A 16,098-nucleotide genomic window follows, 5' to 3' on the forward strand; every position below is an offset into this window, starting at 1 on the left:
GCTGAGACTAAAAGGCTGAAAAATGAAGAAATTATTACTCTCTGTACTTGCCTCATCACTGCTCTGCTCAACAGTTTATGCTGCTGAGTTGGCACCCTTAAAATCAGACACCGAACCGGATCGTACAGACTGGTCGCAACTTGAAAGCAAATATGGCGCGCTGCCGAAAGCAGATAAAGCATTGAAAATTGGTGGCGTATCAAAAACGCTGACCAATGAATATTGGCGCTCGCTGGGTCAGGGTTATCAGAACGAAGCCAAAAAACAGGGATTTACCGTGGCGTATCAGGCGGCCGCGAATGAAGACGATCAAATGGGACAGTTATCCATCGCGGAAACGCTGATTTCTCAGGGCTTCAATGGATTGCTGGTTTCGCCACAAACAGACATCAACCTCGAACCCGCACTGGAAACGGCCAAAAGTAAAAATATTCCGGTGATAAACGTCAACGATGCCGTGATGCCAAATGCACAGCACTACGTCGGTAACGTGCAAAAAGATAACGGCGTTCGCGTGGCCAAGTGGTTTATTCAACACCATCCGCAAGGCGGCAAAGTGGCGGTGATTGAAGGGCAGCCGGGCGTGTATGCGGCTGGCCAGCGCACCGGAGGTTTCAAAGAAACGCTACAAGCTAATGGCAAATTCAACATTGTTGCCAGCGTCCCCGCCAACTGGAGTCGTGAGCAGGCTTACAACGCCGCGTCCACCATTTTGCAGCAGCATCCTGATCTGATTGGTTTTTACGCAAACAACGACACCATGGCGCTTGGCGTAGTAGAAGCCGTGCGTTCGTTGAGCAAATCTGAGCAGGTTGCGGTATTTGGTACCGATGGTATCTCAGACGCCTATGCATCCATCAAACGCGGTGAGCTAACCGGCACCGTCGACAGCTTCCCGGTATTAACGGGTGAAGTGGCAATGGACGTCATGATTCGTCTGATCAACGGTCAGAAAATCTCTCGCGTTGTCTCTACGCCTCAGGCGCTGATCACCAAAGAGAATGTTGAGGCGTTTTCGACCAAAGATAACAACACGTTGCGCCAGCTTCTGGCCCAGCAATAAGTCAGGCGGAGAGGGTATGGAACAGTATCGCTTAATGATGCGCGGCATTACCAAAACCTATGGCAGTGCTGCTGCTTTACAAAATGTGGATTTTTCTGTGAAGCCCGGTGAAGTGCATGCACTGATTGGTGAAAACGGCGCGGGGAAATCAACACTGCTGAATATCCTTTCTGGCGTTCGTGCGGCTGACGGTGGCGAGATCAGCGTTAACGGCCAAACGGTACAAATGAAGAATCCGCTCAGCGCCCGTCATGCTGGCATCGCCATGATTCATCAGGAGTTACAGCATGTTCCAGAACTCTCTGTTGCCCAGAATATGTTTCTTGGCCGCCCGTTGACCAAAGCGAAGGGTTTATGGGTTGATAAAAAAGCGCAGTTGGCGCGCGCCAAACTGATTTTGAAGCAGTTGGATCCGACCATCGATCCCAACGAGCCAATCAAAAATCTCAAGGTATCGCAGCAGCAGATCGTAGAAATTGCCCGCGCTATGCTGGAAGACGCCAAAATCATTGCGATGGATGAGCCGACATCGAGCCTGACACCCCGTGAGTTTGATCGCCTGGCGGAGCTGATTGCCGATTTAAAAGCGATGGGCGTGTCGCTGATTTACGTCTCGCATAAGATGAACGAGATTTTCAAAGTCTGCGATCGCGCTACCATCATGCGTGATGGCAAGCAGGTTGGCGTGGTGAATATTTGCGATGAAGATGAAGAGAGCATTGTCGCCAAAATGGTGGGCCGCAAGATTGAAAGGCTCGATCATAATTCTTACGTGACCGATCAGGAAGTATTGCGCGTTGAGAACCTGGCACGCGGCCATGATGTTTTGCCGGCCAACTTCAGCGTTAAAGCCGGTGAAGTGCTTGGCATTGCCGGTTTAGTGGGCGCAGGCCGTACAGAACTGTTGAAGCTGATCGCCGGCATTGATAAGCGCAGCAGCGGCAGCGTGCTGGTGAATGGCAATGCGGTGCGCAATCACAATGTCAGTGCCGCCATCAAAGCGGGTATTGGATTAGTACCGGAAGATCGTAAGAAAGAGGGCATCATCAAAGAGCGCGCCGTAAAAATGAATATGGCGTTACCGTCAATGGGTAATTTCACGCTGGCGGGCCTGATTAATAAAAGCAAACTGAACCGTGTGGCGCATGAGGTCATGAGTGATCTGAAACTGCGTCCTATGGATATTGAAAAAACCATCGGTACGCTCAGTGGCGGCAACCAGCAAAAAGTGATTATTGGACGTTGGGTCGCCGCCGATGCAAAAGTCTTTTTATTTGATGAACCCACCCGGGGAATTGATATTGGTGCCAAGTCCGAAATCTATAACCTGATTGAGAAGCTGGCGAAAGCGGGTAAGGCGATAGTTGTTGTTTCCTCGGAAATGACCGAAATCATCCGTATTTCTGACCGCGTTCTGGTGATGAGAGAAGGGAAAATCACGAAAGAATTACAGGGTGATGCAATAACGGAAGATAACATTGCCCGTTTTGCGATTAAAGATGTAGACCAAACTGCCTGAGTTTTTCACCTGCATTTATTTAAAGGCCATGAACATGATGACACAAACAAATAATCGGGCTGTTCCGCACTCATCGTCGCTGTTTAAGTTTAATGTGCGCGATGCCGGTACCTTGATTGGATTATTAATTATTATTGTTACGTTCTCATTTTTGTCACCGGTATTTTTTACGGTGCCAAACTTGCTTAATATTTTACAACAATCCTCGATCAACGCCTTAATTGCATTGGGCATGACGCTGGTGATTATTTCGGGCGGAATCGACTTATCCGTCGGGCCAACGGCGGCACTTTCTGCCGTATTAGGCGCAACCTTGATGGTAGCAGGCGTGCCGGTGCCGCTGGCCGTTATGGCCACCTTGGGAATTGGTGCAATCTGCGGGATCTTTAGCGGCACACTGATCGCTTACGCCGGTTTGCAGCCTTTTATCGTAACATTAGGCGGCTTGTCGCTGTTCCGTGCTATCGCCTTGATTTATACCGGCGGCAGCCTGATTTTCGGCATTCCCATGGAATTTCGTAGCATTATCAACAGTACGCTGTTGGGTGTGCCAACGCCGATTGTGATTGTTGCGGTGATTGCGCTGGTGCTGTGGACCGTGATGAACAAAACCCCGCTGGGTGAATATATTCTGGCAATTGGTGGCAATGAAGAAGCGGCGCGTGTTGCGGGTGTGCCGGTTAAACGCACCAAAGTCACGGTGTATATCATCTCTGGCATGCTGGCTTCGTTGGCCTCGCTGATTCTAATTGGACGTTTAGGCGCAGCCGAACCGACAATTGGTAATTTATGGGAATTGGATGCGATTGCCGCTGCGGCCATTGGTGGCGCATCTTTGATGGGTGGCAAAGGCAGTGTGTTTGGCACCATCATCGGCGTCATTATTTTGGGTGCGTTACGTAATGGATTGACTCTGCTAAATATTCAGGCCTTTTACCAATTGCTCGCGACTGGCCTTATTATTATCATAGCGATGTTGATTGACCGAGCGACCCGAGGCAAATAATGAAGCAAGATCCGCGAGCCATTGGTGCTCAAATCCGTATGCGTTTGCCCCAACTCACGCCCTTAGAACGACGAGTGGTTGAGGCAATTACTGCCCGAACTGACATTACTGAGCAAACATCTTTAAAAGAGATCGCGCAGGAAAATAATGTCTCGGAAGCGATGATTGTTAAGATTACTAAAAAACTTAACTTCACCGGTTTTAGAAACTTCAGAAGCAGTCTGGTTTATTACAACGAATCTGAAGTGGCAGGATTGCATGCTGAAATTGAGCCTGATGATTCTTCGGAGCAATTGCTGGCAAAAGTATTCAGAACGTCTATTCAGGCAATCGAAGAAACCATGTCGATTCTTGATATTTCTGAATTCAACCGTGCGGCGGACATTATATTTAAAGCGCGTCACATCGATTTATATGCCGTGGGCGGTTCTGCCACGGTAGCCCGAGATTTATCGCATAAGATGCTTAAGATTGGCATTAAATCGACGGCCTACGATGACGCCCATATTATGTTGATGTCCGCTGCCGTGTTATCTGACGATGATGTTGTCATCGCCATTAGTCACTCGGGTGCCACGCGCGCGGTAAATGATCCCGTGAAACTGGCCATGCGTAATGGTGCCAAAGTGATTGCCTTAACCAATTACGCCGAGTCGCCCATTGCGCGCCACGCGCATGTCGTGCTCAATTCAACCTCTCAGGGATCGCATCTGTTAGGTGAAAATGCCGCGTCACGCATTGCCCAGCTTAATATTCTGGATGCACTGTTTGTGGCCATCGCTAAAAAAGATCTCAAGCGAGCGGAGAGAAACCTGATGAAAACACAGCATGCGGTTCAGGACCTTCGGGAATTCTAACCATGAGTAAAATTGTTGTCACCGGCAGCCTGCATTACGACATTATGCTGGATGCCCATCATCGCCCGGAAAAAGGCGAAACCGTAATGGGCAGCGCTTGCCGCTATAAGTTTGGCGGTAAAGGTGGGAATCAGGCGGTATCTGCCGCCAGAGCAGGAGCAGACGTCGCTTTTGCGGGTGCGGTCGGTGCAGATGAGCAGGGAAAATTTTTGCTCAATGTATTACGGCAGGCGGGCGTTAACACCGATGCTGTCGCCGTGATTAACGATATTCCTTCAGGCATGAGCGTGGCGATCACCGACGCCGAAGGTGATTACGGCGCGGTCGTCGTGTCGAATGCCAATCAGCACATCGCAGCAGAAACCTTCGACAACGAGGCGTTTTGGCAAGATGTAACGATGTTAGTGCTGCAAAATGAGGTGCCCGAAGCGGTCAACTTACACGCTGCACGTGCAGCAAAGCAGCGGAATATCCCGGTTTGCATTAACGCGGCACCTGCACGCTTACTCACACCTGAGCTTGAGGGCTGCATTGATCTGCTGGTGGTGAATGCCATTGAAGCGCGAGATATGAGCAATGTGACCGTGCATGATTTAGCTTCAGCAGTGCTCGCAGCGGAAACGCTCGCTACGCGTTTTTCCAGCGTGGTGGTTACTGCGGGTGAACATGGCGTGGCCTTTATTGAGGCGGGGCAAGCCAGCCACAGTTTGCCAGCCAAAAAGATTACTTTAGTGAGCACGCACGGTGCGGGAGACTGCTTTATGGGCGTGTTGTGTCAGGCGTTGAGCCTCGACAGCAATCTGGCCCATGCCGTCGCTAAAGCCAATGATGCTGCGGCGCTGCACGTTTCACAGAAAATGGCCTGAACCCTTAACCGATGACAGAACAGACAACAAAGCCGCCGCTCGCGAATGTGAACAGCGGCTTCTTTTTTAACACAGAACCTTAGCGCTGACCCTGCGCTGCGAGCGGCTGAGGATTCCTGATCAGCAACATCACGCTACATCCGCCCGCAATCAGGCAAAGCGCCGCAAGTACAATCGCCTCGTTTAAAGAACCAAAGAGCGCAACGCTTGCTGATGAAACCAACGGCCCGACCAGCTGCCCGGTGGCGTAGCCCGAGGTTAAAATTCCGACGGTTTTTGCCACGGATCCTGATGATATTTCACGCGCAAAGCGCATCGTCAGCTGCATAATCGACAGAAATCCCAATCCGGTCAAAATCGTTGAAATCAGCAAGCCTGCCGCGTTATGCACGACAACCGCTGCGGCCACGCCCAGTCCCTGCAAAATCATCGCTGTCGCTAAACTGACTTGCGTATTAAATCGCGCTGAAAAAAGAATAATCAGCGCAACGCCTGCAACCGCAGACAAGCCAAACAGCGGCCAGAAAAAGGCCGCCTGATTGCCGTCAGGAAAGGCGCTATGCGCCATCTGAGACAAAAACGTTGCTGGCAAAATGTAACCAAAGCCGGCCAGAGCGTAGATCACCACCAACTTTTTCAAATTGGCGCTGATGGGTTCATGATGCGTGACCTGCGATTTAGCGGCGCCAAATTCAGCGGGAAGATTCCGGCTAATAAGTAAGCTCACGATCAGCGCGACCGCACCATAGACATACCAAGAGGCGGAGGAGTGAAAATGATACGTTGCCATCAACCAGGCCAATATCCCGGATAACATGATACCCACGCCGGGGCCGGTGAATACCGCGGCAGAGAGGCGAGGTGCGTTATTGCCAGCCAGCGTCATTTGCGTCCATGCGGTCACGATGATCAGCGCCCATGCGCCACCGACACCGGCAATCAGGCGGAACAAGCACTGAATCGCAAACGAACCGGTGGTGCCAGAAAGTAGCGTAACCAGCACCGTCGCCATGATACCCGCCTTTAGATATTGCGCATGGCTGTGCTTAATACGACTGACATGAATCGCTCCCACCAAATAACCGATGTAATTCATGGCAGCCAGGATCCCCGCACTCGAAAGTGTCAGATAACCATCATTCATCATCACCGGGATTTGCGGTGTTAGAGAAAATCGCCCAATTCCCATCACAGTGACCAGTGTCAGGAGGCCAGTAAGCATGGTTTTAATACTGCTGGTGCTGCTCGTACTCATTTTATTTTCCAGTAGATTGTCTAACGGCATTGATAAAAAACGAATTTAGCGTGTTGAAAACGGGACTTATCAGCAAAGTTTGCGGCATCATAAAAGCTGTATGCCTGGCGAAAAAGAGGGCGGGTTATCCTATGACTTCAGGTCATACCCAGGAGTGAGCATGTCAAGAAACGCAGATATCAAAAATTTTCTCGTCAGACACCGGGCGAAATTGAATCCGGCTGATTTCGGGTTCAGCGCGCAGAATCGACGTGTTGACGGGTTGCGAAGAGAGGAAGTCGCACAGCTGGCGGCAGTGAGCGTCAGTTGGTATACCTGGCTTGAACAGGGAAGAGATATCAGCATTTCGCCTGCGGCTCTCAAGCGTATTGGTAAAGTGCTTCAACTGACGATGATTGAACAGCAATACCTCAATGCCATTGTCTTCGGTGGCGGGGCATCTAATGAGGATAACGCTGAACTTTCACCTGAAGTGATCGCTATGGTGGATGCCCTTCATCCGCACCCTGCCTTTGTCCGGCGTGCGAACATGGATATCCTTTACTGGAACCGCGCAGCGGCAACCCAGATTTTTGACTGGTCTTTAATTGCGCCTGCCGAGAGAAATTCACTGAAACTGATGTTCCTTAGCGATGCGTACCGTAAAAAGATTTTTGAATGGGAAAAGGCCGCCAGACACACCATTGCGGCTTTCAGAGCCTATCAAGTCGCAGAGCGCTTTACGGAAAACTTCGAGTCGATAATCACTGAGCTGATTGAGAAAAGTGATGAATTTCGTGAAATGTGGGATTTCCACGATGTAAGCCGCATTGGTGCCGGTAATAAAGCCATCATTGATGATAAAGGCAGTATTTCTCGTTACACCTATACCTCGTTAGAAGTCGAAAACTCACCGGGAATCTATCTTATTTTCTATCTTGAAGATCATAAACCAGCGGGTAAAAACGCCTGACGACGACCTGTATTGCGCTCAGAATGCCGGATTACTGTTCAGCGCGCCCAGGCGCACCGAAGACGCCGGCAGAGAGTTAACGTTGTTGGCGTCCTGTCAGACCGGGCCGTTGTGCTTCGTATAGCCCGATGCTCAGTGATAATCGGCCCGACGCCTCGGCTGACTGCCAATGCCTTTGACATAAGCAGTAGGGCAGAAAAGTGAGAAAAACTATTAAGCACGTTAAGCCGTGTTAATCATGCCTTAAAACCGCTTAAGTCGAACCCCATGCTGCGTTATGCAGCACAACGCGATAACCATCAACGTCCACAAAGGTCACGCCGTTATTGTTCCAGTAAGGATTGAACGATCCCAATCGGGAAAAGCCCGCATCGTCCATTCTGGCGCAAGCGTTGTGCCAGTCGATTTTATCGGGGATATAAAGCACCAGTAGATCCTCCTGTGAAGGTGAAGGAAGAATAGGGTGGCTATGGCATACCGTAAATTCCAGATGCCAGGACAAATCATCGCGGCCCAACATGCATCCGCTGAAACCGTCATGATCGCTGAATTCGCCCACTTTTTTAGGCCAAGCCCTCTGCAATACATGCCAGAACTTCTCTCTAATTCGCTGACCGGCCTGGCAATACGTAAGTGATCAAACTTCATATTTATCTCCGCCTTTGTGTCGTTTACCCCGAAATGACAAGGTAATGAATATGTTCAGCATAGAATCAAAAATCAAAACAGGACATTTAGCATCAACCGCAGCTTCATCCCACTGTTAAATTTACTTAACTCCTTCTCTTTCATAATAATTTACTCTGACCTTAAGCCTCATATTCTCTGGTGGAGCGCACAGCACCATGCTATTAACTCGTTGTGCTTTTTCCAACTTCACCTGCCCGGAGTTAATGATGAACAAGAGCCTGTCCGCCCTGTTAATGCTTTCACTTGCTGCGTTCAGCTGTGCGGCATCTGCACAGCAAACCTTACGCTTTGGCGTAGATCCCACGTTTCCGCCGTTTGAATCAAAAGCATCCGATGGCTCATTGCAAGGTTTCGATATCGATCTGGGTAATGCCCTGTGTAAGCAGGCCAAGGTGAAATGCGAATGGGTTCAAATGGGCTTTGACGGCACCATCCCGGCACTGCAGGCGAAAAAGTTTGATGCCATTCTCTCGGCGATGTCGATGACGGACAAACGCCGCCAGCAGGTCCTGTTCACCGACATGCTCTACAACACGCCAAGCGCATTACTTGCACCTTCAGCCAGCAAACTCACTGTCGATATCAGCACCTTACGCGGCAAAAGCATTGGTGTCGCTCAAGGTACGATCCAGGAAACCTACGCGTTAACCAAGTGGGCACCTGAAGGCGTAAAAGTGGTCTCTTATGCTAATCAGATGGAGGTCTATCCCGACCTGATTGCAGGACGTCTTGATGGAAGCCTGACCAATGCGGTATCGGCTGAGCAGGGTTTTTGAGCAAAGCGGAAGGTAAAGATTACGCGATTAAAGCCACCATCATTGATAACAAGATCTTTGGTGATGGTGTCGGCATTGCATTACGCAAAGGTGACACCGCAAATCAGCAATTGATCAATCAGGCGTTGGCGGAGCTGCATAAAAACGGAACCTACGATCAGTTAGCAAAAAAATACTTCAATTTTGATGTCTACCCACTGGATTAACGACGATGGCACAACGTGAATTACCTCAATACAGTGTGCAGCGGGCGCGTTTTATCGCTGCGGTAGAACGTAAAAGTGGCACGCTTACTTCGTATCCACATCCACTTTCTGGCCCCAACAATGAAACGCTCTATACCGATGTTGCGCTAATTGGCAGTGCACAGGCCAGCCGCGTGATGTTGATCATTTCTGGTACACACGGTGTTGAAGGTTATTACGGTTCAGACAGCCAAATCGGCTGGCTTGATGCACTGGATGTTACGACCCTGCAAGCTGATACCGCGCTGGTATTTATTCATCTGCTGAATCCGTGGGGTGCAGCGCATTTGCGGCGGGTAAATGAAGACAATATTGATTTGAACCGAAACTTTATCGACTTCAGTCAACCCGCACCTGTAAATGCCCAATATGGGCAATGGCACAGCATTTATCACGGCGAGCGAGCCAGTGCTGACCGGCAACTGGCAGCCGCGCTGGAAACCGTTGGCTGGTCAGCCGTGAAACCGGTGGTAGAGGCGGGACAATACAGCGAACCGACCGGGTTCTTTTATGGCGGCGAACGGCCAAGTTGGTCCTGTTTGACGATGCAAAAGATTATTGCAACGCACCTTAGCGAAGCCAAAACCCTCCTCAGCTTTGATCTTCACACCGGGGCGGGCGCCTGGGGGCACCCGATGCTGCTTTCAATTGCCGAACAGCGCGTTGCTGCGCACAGCTGGGGGGCAGAGATCTATGGAGAATGGCTGACGCTGCTGCTCACCGGCAAAGATAGTGACAGTGTCACTGGCGTTACGGCTACCGCGACAGGCTACCTGTCACAATATTTGCTGACATCGCTGCCGCAAACGCGAATGCTTCCACTGGTTATTGAATGCGGTACGTATTCAGGCGAGGATATGCATCGGCGGGTACGTGAGGATCACTGGCTGCATCTGTATGGAAACCCATACAGCCCGCAAGGCCGTGACATTAAGCGCGATCTGGTTGAAGGATTTTGGCCTGCCGATGATGACTGGCAGGCATTAGTGGCGTTTCGTACGCAGCAAATTTTCCGTCGAGGTTGGCGTGCCTTAACCGGCACACCCACCGCTTAAAGTCGCCCGTAAAAGGTCATACGAGCGGTTTCTGACAGGGCAATGTCAGGTTGCGTGTTATAAGCCAGGACGGCAAGCATGCGGGTGATGTCGCCTTCAGTTGGTGTTACGCGATGCAGTGAATTACGGCCACGAAACAGCACCAAATCACCCGCTTCAATCGCCAGGTCATCAACGGCCTGGCGTTCATCCAGAACCGCCGCAACGCCGTTAAAATTCATCTCACCCGCGTCGGCATTTCGAAGATCCTTCACGTATTGAAAAATGCCGCCTCCACGGGGTTTTTGTACCAGCAGCGTGATGGCAAACGATGAATTATCAAAGTGCCATCCCAACTCCTGTCCGTGCGGGGCGTAATGAAGATTGATGGATGATAAAGGATCGGCGTAAGGAAAAAGCGCAGCTTCACCCAGCACATCGCAGAGGAAAGCCTTAAACGTGTCATTGTTATAGAGCTGACGTAACGGTGAATCGGCCGCGATGACATCATCAGTGATACACCCTTTGGTGCTGATCACGTCACGATTTCGAGGATGGTCGGCGCTAAAATCGGCATCGGGTTTCATCAGAAAAACGTTATGTTTGCTGGCAGTATGGTAAGCCAGATGGCGCTGTGCATCGCCTTCCGCCTTGATTGCCGCCAGCACCTCAGGCTGCAAAAAGTTGCGCAGTACCAGCGCACCTTGCGTGTTGAGCTGCTCGCGGCAGGAACGACGCCATTCGATGTCATCCAAAGGATGCAGGTCCAAACGTACAAGTGATCCAGGCATGGGTGCAATTCTCTTGGTTGGCAGGTTTCAACTTACTGTAGCCCGCTAAGCCAATGCCGAATAACGATAAAAATTTAACGCTTTGATAAGGATAACTTAATGCCTATGCACACATCGCGTTTACCCAAAATTAGTGTTATTCACGCCTTTAAAGTGGCCGCCGAGCTAGGAAGTTTGGCAAAAGCAGCGGCACAACTGGCGCTGACGCCCGCAGCCGTTAGCCAGCAAATTCGACAGCTTGAGGAGCAACTCGGCAGCACGCTGTTTGTACGGACGCAAAGCGGCGTCATGCTCACTGAAACCGGTAAAGAATATCTGCGCTACGTCACAGAAGCCTTTGATATTTTGCACCTTGGACAGCAGAACATTCGACATGCAGCCGCCACGCCGAAACTTACGCTCTATGCGCTGCCTGCCTTGGCGTCAAAGTGGATCATGCCGCAGTTATCTCAGTGGCGTGAACATTGCCCAACGGTTGACCTTTGTCTGCATGGCACCCATGCACCTGTGGATTTCACCGCCACGCCTGCTGATTTTGTTATCTGCTTTGGCGAGGATCGCTATCCGCAACTGGACAGGCAATGGCTGTTTACTGATGAGGTCATTCCTGTCGCCAGCCCGCTGTTATTAACGCGCTATCCGCAGGCGGCATTACTCAAGCATGCCCCTTTAATTCACCTCGACTGGGGAAACGAAGGACGATTCTTGCCTGACTGGCGCAGCTGGTTTCAGGCCAGAGGCGTGCCTGAACCTTCGCCGCAGCCCGCTTTCAGCTTTAATTTGACGTCGCTGGCCATTGATGCGGCAGTCGCGGGTGCGGGCGTTTTATTAGGACAGCGGCGATTAATTTCAGCTGAGCTGTCGCGAGGGGATCTGGTGATCATTGACGAGATGAGCCTGCCGCTCAGCAAACCTTATATGCTCGCCTGGCCGCAACGAACACTGAATCAACCTGGCAGCGAAGCGATGATATCCTGGCTGACGCAGCTGGCAGCAGAGCGCGCGACGTGATGTCTGTGGGAATAAAAGCCGAATGGCTGAAAAGAAAAGAGGCGGCCCGAAGGCCGCCGAAAACCTCAATCACAGAGAGCATTGAGGAAGCAGTGGCAATAACACAATGATGATCGTTAGCCTTTCACACCGCCTGCAGTGAGGCCGCTTACCAGCCAGCGTTGAGCCAGCAAGAAAACCAGTGTGATCGGAATGGCGGAGAGCACCGCAGCTGCGGCAAAGTCGCCCCATAAATAGTTTTGCGGGTTGAGATATTGTTGCATCCCCACCGCCAGGGTGTAGCTGTTGACGTCGCGCAGCAATAGCGAGGCAACCGGCACTTCAGTCACGGCGGCAATAAACGCCAGAATAAACACCACCGCTAAAATCGGCACGGAAAGCGGCAGCAATACCAAACGGAACGCCTGCCACGGCGTGGCACCGTCTAAGGCGGCCGCTTCTTCAAGCGATCCATCAATGGTTTCAAAATAGCCTTTGATGGTCCAGACATGCAGAGCGATGCCGCCAAGGTAGGCGAAGATCACCCCGCCATGGGTGTTTAAACCGATAAAGGGCAGATACTGTCCTAAGCGATCAAACAGCGCATAAATAGCCACCAGTGACAGTACGGCGGGGAACATCTGAAAAATCAGCATCCCTTTTAACAAGCTGGCGCGGCCGGTAAAACGCATTCGAGCAAAGGCGTAAGCGCAGGTGGTCGAAAGAGCCACAATGCCAATTGCGCTAATAGCAGCAATTTTTATTGAATTCCAAAGCCAGAGCAGCACCGGAAAGGGCGGCGGTGTGACGCGTCCATCAGCGTGCTCCACGCTAAAGCCCAATGCCAGCTTCCAGTGTTCCCACGAGATTTGATCCGGGATCAGGCTGCCTGTCGCAAAATTACCGGCACGCAACGAGATCGCAATCACCATCATCAGCGGAAACAGAATCGCGGCGATGAAGGTCAGCAGCAGCAGATGCGTTAGCAGCAGACGCAGCAGCTGCGATTTAGGTTGAACCATTGCCATAACTGCTCCTTAATCAAATTTTAAGCGTGCTGCTTTCAGGTTTATCACCGCAAGCGCACCCACCAGCAGGAAGATCAGCGTCGCGATAGCGGCAGCCAAACCAAAGTCCTGCCCGCCGCCGCCTTCAAAGGCGATACGCCAGGTGTAGTTCACCAGCAAATCGGTATAGCCCGCTGGTGTGGTGGTGCCGAGGCGATCGGGGCTGCCGTTGGTCAACAACTGCACCAGCACGAAGTTATTAAAATTAAACGCGAAGCTGGCGATGATCAGCGGCGTCAGCGGTTTAATCAGCAGCGGTAAGGTAATGAGAAAGAAGTTTTGCATCGGTCCAGCCCCGTCCATCGCGGAGGCTTCATACAGATCGTCCGGGATCGCTTTTAACAGTCCCATACACAAAATCATCATGTAGGGATAGCCGAGCCAGGTATTCACCAAAATCAGCATGGCGCGTGCCAGCGTAGGATCGCTGAACCAGGCCGGTTTGAAGCCAAACAGGGCGTCGAGCATCACGTTGATTTCACCGAAGCTTTGGTTGAATAACCCTTTGAAAATCAAGATGGAGATAAACGCCGGCACGGCGTAAGGCAAAATCAGCATGACGCGATAGATAGCTTTGCCTTTCAACGCCTCCCATTGCACCACGCAAGCCAGAACCATGCCAACCGCGACGGTGAGAACCACTGTCAGCAACGAGAAGATCAGCGTCCAGGCGAATATGGCGAGGAAGGGTTTTTGAATGCCTTCGTCAGTGAAGACGCGCAGAAAATTTTGCCAGCCGGTGTTGATGGTATAACCGGGACTCAATTTCTCACTGCCCCAGCTGCCATCGGCATTCAACACCTGATAAAAGCCGCTCTCAGCGTTAGGGCGATAAACAGTGCCGCTCTGCTGGTTTTTTAAATCGCCGTTACTGCTTTCTACATAAAGCGGTCGCGTGCCTGAGAATTGGCGCAGCGAACTCATGACGAGCTGCCGACCATCGGGCAGTTCAGCGCTGATTTGGCTCAACGCTTGTCGATTACCGGTAATGGTACGCAGCGTTGCGCGTTCACCTGTAGGCGGCGTCGAGATGGTCATTTTTAACTGCTGCTTTTCACCAAAAGTGAAAGGTGGAGAAACAAACGTTTGACCATTTTCGCCGTCTGTCAGCACCAGTAGCCAGCGATCCCCGGAAGGGAACAGTGAAAAATTTACCGCGTTACCGGCCTGATACTGACGACTCAACAGCACCTGCTGCGCGCGCTCAAAAGTAAGCTGGTTGGTGCTGCTGTAGTTGGTAAATGCGATAGCGACGGTACACGCCAAGGGAAAAAGCACAAACAGCGCCATCCCGGCAATGCCCGGATAAACATAGCGCCATGCATAGGCGCGGCGATTGGAAAAAATCCAGATGCCGAGTCCACTGACAATCAGCGTAAGCAGCGCAAACAGATATTCGCCTTGGGCATACATTAAAATCAGCAGATAGCCGACCAGCAGACAGCAGATCCCGACGAGTAAGCCCTTCAGCACTGCGCTGTGCCGCCTCGCTTTCGGTTTTCCTGACATGATTCGGTTTTCCTTAACAGCGGTAATGAGCCGGACAATTCCGGCTCCAGGAGAGGATTACTTGTTCAGACGCGCTTGGGCATCTTTTAGCGCTGCATCAACGGTTTGCCTGCCGCTGAACGCATTAAGTGTGGCGGTGCGCATGGCGTACCAGAAGGCGGCCATTTGGGGAATGTTTGGCATGATGTCACCGCTGCGCGCGTTGTTCATGGTGGCGGCGATGCGGGGATCTTTCTCCAGTTTTTCCTGATAGGACTTCAGCGCGACTGCACCCAGCGGCTTATCTTTATTGACGGTTTCGAGACCCGTATCGGTCAGCAAATAGTTTTCAAGAAACTCTTTCGCCAACTCTTTGTTAGGACTCGCAGCATTGATACCGGCACTCAGCACGCCGACGAATGTTTTTGATGGTTTGCCTTTTAACGATGGCAGCAGCGTCACGCCATAATTGATGCCGCTTTTATCAATGTTGCTCCACGCCCACGGACCGTTAATGGTCATCGCGGTTTCGCCCTTGTTAAAGGCTGCTTCAGCAATAGAGTAATCGGTATCCGCATTCAACGTTTTTGCCTTCACCTGATCAACCAGGAACTGCATACCCGCTTTGGCACCGGCATTATCAACACCGATATCTTTCACGTTATAACCGCCATCGGTGGGCTTGTAGGCGTAAGCGCCGCCTGCTGCCAGCAGCGGCCAGGTAAAGTAGGGCTCTTGCAGGTTAAACATGATGGCGCTTTTGCCTTTTTCACGCATTTTCTTGTCGATGCCCGCAATCTCTTCCCAGGTTTTTGGCGGCGTTGGCAACAGGTCTTTGTTGTAGATAAGCGACAGCGCTTCTACGGAGATCGGATAGCCAATCAGTTTGCCGTTAAAGCGAACGGCATCCCAGGTGAAGGGGAAAATCTTCTCCTGAAAAGCGCTATCGGGAGAAACGTCTGCCAGCAGGCCAGATTGTGCATAGCCACCAAAGCGGTCGTGCGCCCAAAAATGATGTCTGGGCCATCACCCGTGGCGGCAACCTGCGAATACTTCTCTTCCATCTTGTCAGGATGTTCAACCGTCACCTGAATACCGGTCTCTTTTTCAAACTTTTTGCCGACCTCGGCGAGTCCGTTATAACCTTTGTCGCCATTGATCCAGATAACCAATTTTCCCTCTTCTATTTTTGCCGCGGCGGAAGCCGAGAAGAGTGCGGCCGTAAGGGCTGAAAGTGCCAGGATTCGGGTGCCGGTTTTCATCATCATAACTCTATCCTTTTAGCGGAAGCGGTAAATGCTCTACCCGCTACATTGTGTTTATCTGCTTCGACTTCTCATCCTCCTACGCTCTACGCCTTCGCCAACCAAGCTGTGATCGGCTTAGCAAAACGAACCCGTTATACCGGTCAGGCGCACAAAAAACTCACCTTCGGTCTGCGGCTGCGATCACAAAAATGGCTTCATTCACTTGAACAACGGTGACGTGCCCGCTTTCTC

Annotated in this window: 12 protein-coding genes and 3 pseudogenes; 9 read left to right on the forward strand and 6 right to left on the reverse strand. The window is 51.3% G+C overall.

Annotated elements, in window-relative coordinates:
- The first annotated feature begins 22 nt into the window (after nucleotides 1–22).
- The 5 genes from KQP84_RS24560 to KQP84_RS24580 are packed head-to-tail and all read left to right on the forward strand — an operon-like array spanning nucleotide 23 to nucleotide 5,311.
- Entirely contained in the window at nucleotides 23–1,063 is a 1,041-nt protein-coding gene (locus KQP84_RS24560; RefSeq protein WP_215848671.1) for a sugar ABC transporter substrate-binding protein, read from the forward strand.
- Nucleotides 1,064–1,079: 16 nt separating this feature from the next.
- On the forward strand, nucleotides 1,080–2,582 hold the full coding sequence (locus tag KQP84_RS24565; RefSeq protein ID WP_215848672.1) for a sugar ABC transporter ATP-binding protein: 1,503 nt from the start codon (nucleotides 1,080–1,082) through the stop codon (nucleotides 2,580–2,582).
- 34 nt (nucleotides 2,583–2,616) lie between these two features.
- Complete coding sequence (locus KQP84_RS24570; protein WP_215848673.1) at nucleotides 2,617–3,588, forward strand: ABC transporter permease; 972 nt, start codon at nucleotides 2,617–2,619, stop codon at nucleotides 3,586–3,588.
- Complete coding sequence (locus tag KQP84_RS24575) at nucleotides 3,588–4,445, forward strand: MurR/RpiR family transcriptional regulator (protein ID WP_215848674.1); 858 nt, start codon at nucleotides 3,588–3,590, stop codon at nucleotides 4,443–4,445. Before KQP84_RS24570 ends, KQP84_RS24575 begins: the two co-directional genes overlap by 1 nt.
- 2 nt (nucleotides 4,446–4,447) lie before the next feature.
- On the forward strand, nucleotides 4,448–5,311 hold the full coding sequence (locus tag KQP84_RS24580) for a PfkB family carbohydrate kinase (protein ID WP_215848675.1): 864 nt from the start codon (nucleotides 4,448–4,450) through the stop codon (nucleotides 5,309–5,311).
- A 79-nt stretch (nucleotides 5,312–5,390) separates the two neighbouring features.
- Here the strand turns inward: KQP84_RS24580 and KQP84_RS24585 are convergent, their stop codons facing one another.
- Complete coding sequence (locus KQP84_RS24585; RefSeq protein ID WP_215848676.1) at nucleotides 5,391–6,566, reverse strand: YbfB/YjiJ family MFS transporter; 1,176 nt, start codon at nucleotides 6,564–6,566, stop codon at nucleotides 5,391–5,393.
- Between the two features lie 100 nt (nucleotides 6,567–6,666).
- Here KQP84_RS24585 and KQP84_RS24590 point away from each other — a divergent pair, with 100 nt between their 5' ends.
- A complete protein-coding gene (locus KQP84_RS24590; protein ID WP_243079151.1) occupies nucleotides 6,667–7,518 on the forward strand; it encodes a helix-turn-helix transcriptional regulator in 852 nt (283 codons plus the stop codon).
- Between the two features lie 253 nt (nucleotides 7,519–7,771).
- Here the strand turns inward: KQP84_RS24590 and KQP84_RS24595 are convergent.
- Nucleotides 7,772–8,166 (reverse strand): annotated as a pseudogene (locus KQP84_RS24595) (VOC family protein).
- A 248-nt stretch (nucleotides 8,167–8,414) separates the two neighbouring features.
- On the opposite strand from KQP84_RS24595, the pseudogene KQP84_RS24600 reads away from it, so the two are divergent.
- Nucleotides 8,415–9,190 (forward strand): annotated as a pseudogene (locus KQP84_RS24600) (transporter substrate-binding domain-containing protein).
- A gap of 5 nt (nucleotides 9,191–9,195) precedes the next feature.
- Nucleotides 9,196–10,284 (forward strand): DUF2817 domain-containing protein, encoded by a 1,089-nt coding sequence (locus tag KQP84_RS24605; RefSeq protein ID WP_215848677.1) that lies wholly within the window; start codon nucleotides 9,196–9,198, stop codon nucleotides 10,282–10,284.
- On the opposite strand, the gene KQP84_RS24610 is transcribed toward KQP84_RS24605, so the two are convergent.
- On the reverse strand, nucleotides 10,281–11,054 hold the full coding sequence (locus KQP84_RS24610) for a 2OG-Fe(II) oxygenase (RefSeq protein WP_215848678.1): 774 nt from the start codon (nucleotides 11,052–11,054) through the stop codon (nucleotides 10,281–10,283). The genes KQP84_RS24605 and KQP84_RS24610 overlap by 4 nt on opposite strands.
- A gap of 99 nt (nucleotides 11,055–11,153) precedes the next feature.
- On the opposite strand from KQP84_RS24610, the gene KQP84_RS24615 reads away from it, so the two are divergent.
- Nucleotides 11,154–12,065, forward strand: a complete 912-nt coding sequence (locus KQP84_RS24615) for a LysR substrate-binding domain-containing protein (protein WP_215848679.1) — start codon at nucleotides 11,154–11,156, stop codon at nucleotides 12,063–12,065.
- Between the two features lie 116 nt (nucleotides 12,066–12,181).
- On the opposite strand, the gene malG is transcribed toward KQP84_RS24615, so the two are convergent.
- The 3 genes and pseudogenes from malG to malE all read right to left on the reverse strand — a co-directional run bounded on the left by malG (nucleotide 12,182) and on the right by malE (nucleotide 15,867).
- Nucleotides 12,182–13,072, reverse strand: a complete 891-nt coding sequence (gene malG, locus KQP84_RS24620; protein WP_215848680.1) for a maltose ABC transporter permease MalG — start codon at nucleotides 13,070–13,072, stop codon at nucleotides 12,182–12,184.
- 9 nt (nucleotides 13,073–13,081) lie between these two features.
- The gene (gene malF / locus KQP84_RS24625) at nucleotides 13,082–14,620 is read right to left on the reverse strand and encodes a maltose ABC transporter permease MalF (RefSeq protein WP_215848681.1); all 1,539 of its coding nucleotides are present in this window, start codon (nucleotides 14,618–14,620) and stop codon (nucleotides 13,082–13,084) included.
- Between the two features lie 57 nt (nucleotides 14,621–14,677).
- A pseudogene (gene malE, locus KQP84_RS24630) lies at nucleotides 14,678–15,867 on the reverse strand (maltose/maltodextrin ABC transporter substrate-binding protein MalE).
- Nucleotides 15,868–16,098 lie beyond the last annotated feature (231 nt).

It is taken from the genome of Candidatus Pantoea bituminis (genome assembly GCF_018842675.1).
Classification (GTDB): domain Bacteria; phylum Pseudomonadota; class Gammaproteobacteria; order Enterobacterales; family Enterobacteriaceae; genus Pantoea; species Pantoea phytostimulans.

Bases quoted from the DNA above. Each gene is read 5' to 3' on its own strand.
- KQP84_RS24560 (WP_215848671.1), top strand. From the start codon at position 23: ATGAAGAAATTATTACTCTCTGTACTTGCCTCATCACTGCTCTGCTCA.
- KQP84_RS24565 (WP_215848672.1), top strand. From the start codon at position 1,080: ATGGAACAGTATCGCTTAATGATGCGCGGCATTACCAAAACCTATGGC.
- KQP84_RS24570 (WP_215848673.1), top strand. From the start codon at position 2,617: ATGATGACACAAACAAATAATCGGGCTGTTCCGCACTCATCGTCGCTG.
- KQP84_RS24575 (WP_215848674.1), top strand. From the start codon at position 3,588: ATGAAGCAAGATCCGCGAGCCATTGGTGCTCAAATCCGTATGCGTTTG.
- KQP84_RS24580 (WP_215848675.1), top strand. From the start codon at position 4,448: ATGAGTAAAATTGTTGTCACCGGCAGCCTGCATTACGACATTATGCTG.
- KQP84_RS24585 (WP_215848676.1), bottom strand. From the start codon at position 6,566: ATGAGTACGAGCAGCACCAGCAGTATTAAAACCATGCTTACTGGCCTC.
- KQP84_RS24590 (WP_243079151.1), top strand. From the start codon at position 6,667: ATGCCTGGCGAAAAAGAGGGCGGGTTATCCTATGACTTCAGGTCATAC.
- KQP84_RS24605 (WP_215848677.1), top strand. From the start codon at position 9,196: ATGGCACAACGTGAATTACCTCAATACAGTGTGCAGCGGGCGCGTTTT.
- KQP84_RS24610 (WP_215848678.1), bottom strand. From the start codon at position 11,054: ATGCCTGGATCACTTGTACGTTTGGACCTGCATCCTTTGGATGACATC.
- KQP84_RS24615 (WP_215848679.1), top strand. From the start codon at position 11,154: ATGCCTATGCACACATCGCGTTTACCCAAAATTAGTGTTATTCACGCC.
- malG (WP_215848680.1), bottom strand. From the start codon at position 13,072: ATGGCAATGGTTCAACCTAAATCGCAGCTGCTGCGTCTGCTGCTAACG.
- malF (WP_215848681.1), bottom strand. From the start codon at position 14,620: ATGTCAGGAAAACCGAAAGCGAGGCGGCACAGCGCAGTGCTGAAGGGC.